Raw genomic sequence first — 2,637 nt, 5'->3', positions numbered from 1 at the left:
GGCACCCAGCGGGCGCGGCCCGCCCTCAGTGCCAGCTGGTCGAGCACCGCCAGCACCGCCAGGGCGCAGACCAGTCCGGGGATGCTCATCGCCCACAACACCGCCATGCCGTCACCAACCCTCCACCGTGTTTCCCCGGGGAACCGTCGGGACGGGCGCACGGTTCCCGGTCCGGCGGCGGGAAAAGCGGCGGGAAGGGCGGCGGGAAAGGCCGCGGGAAACGCCGAAGGGCCCGGAGTGGATCACTCCGGGCCCTTCGGGGAGGTGGGCCTAACAGGACTTGAACCTGTGGCCTCTTCCTTATCAGGGAAGCGCTCTAACCGTCTGAGCTATAGGCCCTCACCGAACAGAGATCGTACCGGATCCCGGCCGCTCCACGGCCCCGTCCGATCTCGAAAGAGTCGAAGGGCCCGGAGTGGATCACTCCGGGCCCTTCGCGGTTGTGGGCCTAACAGGACTTGAACCTGTGGCCTCTTCCTTATCAGGGAAGCGCTCTAACCGTCTGAGCTATAGGCCCTTGCCGCACTGAAAGATTAGCGGACCGACGGCCGATCTCCCAAATCCGGCTCGGCCGGGGCCGCGGCGGCACCCCCCGCGACCAGCCCCGGCGCACCGGCGGAGGGCCGCAGCAGCCACTCCTCGCGGGTCGGCGGCAGGCCCGCCGAGCCCTCCTCGGTGCTGCGGACGGCGAGGACCTGGTTGATCCCGATCCGGTTCTGCTCGAAGGCGAGCGCGGAGGCCGCCATGTACAGCCGCCAGACCCGGGCCCGGCCGCGGCCGACCAGCCGGACCGCCTCCGTCCAGTGCGCCTCCAGGTTGGCCACCCACTCGCGCAGGGTCAGCCCGTAGTGCTCGCGCAGCGACTCGACGTCCCGGACCTCGAAGCCGGCCTCCTCCAGCCGCGCCACGGTGGAACCGACGGGGGAGAGCTCGCCGTCCGGGAAGACGAAGCGGTCGATGAAGGGGCTGGTGCGGTGCTGTTCACCGGGAAGGTCGGGGCGGCGGGCGATCTGGTGGTTGAGCAGCCGGCCGCCGGGCACCAGCAGCCGGTACAGGCCCTCGGCGTAGACCCGGTACTGCTCGGCGCCGACGTGCTCGGCCATCCCGACGCTGGAGATCGCGTCGAAGGGCCCGTCGGCGATCTCCCGGTAGTCCTGCAGCCGGACCTCGACCCGGTCGGACAGGCCGGCCTCCTCGACCCGGGCCCGGGCCAGCGCGATCTGCTCCCGGGAGATGGAGACGCCGACCGCGGTGACCCCGTAGTGCTTCGCCGCGTGCAGCAGCAGTGAGCCCCAGCCGCAGCCGACGTCCAGCAGGCGCATCCCGGGGCGCAGGCCGAGCTTGCGGCAGATCAGGTCGAGCTTGGCCTCCTGGGCGGCCTCCAGGCTCTTCGCCTCCGGCGTCCAGTAGGCGCACGAGTAGACCATCGAGGAGCCCAGCACGATCCGGTAGAAGTCGTTCCCGACGTCGTAGTGGTGGCTGATGGCCGCGCGGTCCCGGCTGCGGCTGTGCAGGCGCCCCGCGGCCCTGCGGACCTCCTCGCGGGGCGGCTCGGGTTCCAGGCCGACCGCCCCGGCCCGCAGCGCGGCGGCGAGCACCCGGCGGCCCCTGGCACCGACCACGTCCCGCGGGCCGAAGGTCAGGGTGCGGATCTCCGGCCGCTCGGCGAAGCGGGCGACGGCGGAGAGCGTCTCGTACAGGTCGGTGCCGGGGGCGAGATCGAGGTCCCCGGCGACGTAGGCCCGGGCCAGGCCCAGTTCGTCCGGCCGCCAGATCAGCCGGCGCAGCGCCCGACGGTTGCGCAGGACCACGGTGGGCGCGCCCGGAGGCCCGGCGACGCTGCCGTCCCAGGCCTGGACCCGCAGCGGTACCGGGACCCCCAACAGCCCTTCCAGGGCCTCCACCAGTTGACCTGCGAGCTTCGCCACCGCGCGCCTCCGTCCAGTCGTCCTGCGGAACCTCAGCCGACCCGGTCGGGCGGATCGGGGGCGGCCTGCGGCACTCCCGGGATTCGGGACGGGTGGCACCCAGCTAATCCCACGGCGGTCGCCCGCTTTCCGGGCGGCACGCCGCGGGCGGCCGGCTGTCACCCGAAATGCCGACGGGCCCCACCGGCTGCAACAGCCGGTGGGGCCCGTACATTCCGTCCCCGGACGGGAAACTGAGCGTGCGTCAGGATCCGGCCGGAATCAGTCCTCCTCGGCCAGGGTGAGCTCCACGCCGCCGGTGAAGCCGGCCGCCGCGTTGTAGATGAACGCGGAGAGCGTGGACAGGGCGGTCAGCAGGACGACGTCGACCACGGCGATCAGCGTGGTGAAGGTCATCACCTTGCCGAAGCCGACGTAGTCCATCAGGTTGAGGCCGCCGCTGCTGTCCGAGCCGGTGACGTCCTTGAGGGTCTTGGTCAGCGAGTCGAAGACGCCGAGCGAGTCCAGCGTCATCCACAGCACGGCCGCGGCCACGATGATGATGATGCCGACGGCCAGCGACAGCAGGAAGCTGACCTTCATCACGGACCACGGGTCGACCTTGGTCACCCGCAGCCGGGCCTTGCGCGTCCGGCCGAGCGCGGAGCCGCCGGCCGCGGGGGCCGGGGCGGGGGCCGCGCCGGGGCGGCGCGCCGCTCCGCCGGTGGGG

The 2,637-nt window shown here is 72.5% G+C and carries 2 protein-coding genes and 2 tRNA genes; all 4 read right to left on the bottom strand.

The window, feature by feature from the left end; genetic code table 11:
* Window positions 1-265 precede the first annotated feature (265 nt).
* Window positions 266-339 (bottom strand) — tRNA-Ile (locus ACIQOV_RS36520).
* Between the two features lie 104 nt (window positions 340-443).
* Window positions 444-517: transfer RNA gene (locus tag ACIQOV_RS36515), tRNA-Ile, on the bottom strand.
* A 16-nt stretch (window positions 518-533) separates the two neighbouring features.
* Window positions 534-1,928, bottom strand: a complete 1,395-nt coding sequence (locus tag ACIQOV_RS36510) for a class I SAM-dependent methyltransferase (RefSeq protein WP_401055105.1) — start codon at window positions 1,926-1,928, stop codon at window positions 534-536.
* A 261-nt stretch (window positions 1,929-2,189) separates the two neighbouring features.
* A partial coding sequence (locus ACIQOV_RS36505; RefSeq protein WP_401055104.1) for a DUF3566 domain-containing protein occupies window positions 2,190-2,637 on the bottom strand: 448 nt, incomplete at its 5' end.

Source organism: Kitasatospora sp. NPDC091257, from assembly GCF_044757675.1.
Lineage (GTDB): Bacteria > Actinomycetota > Actinomycetes > Streptomycetales > Streptomycetaceae > Kitasatospora > Kitasatospora lactacystinica.
This window is presented reverse-complemented; position numbering and strand designations above follow the sequence as displayed.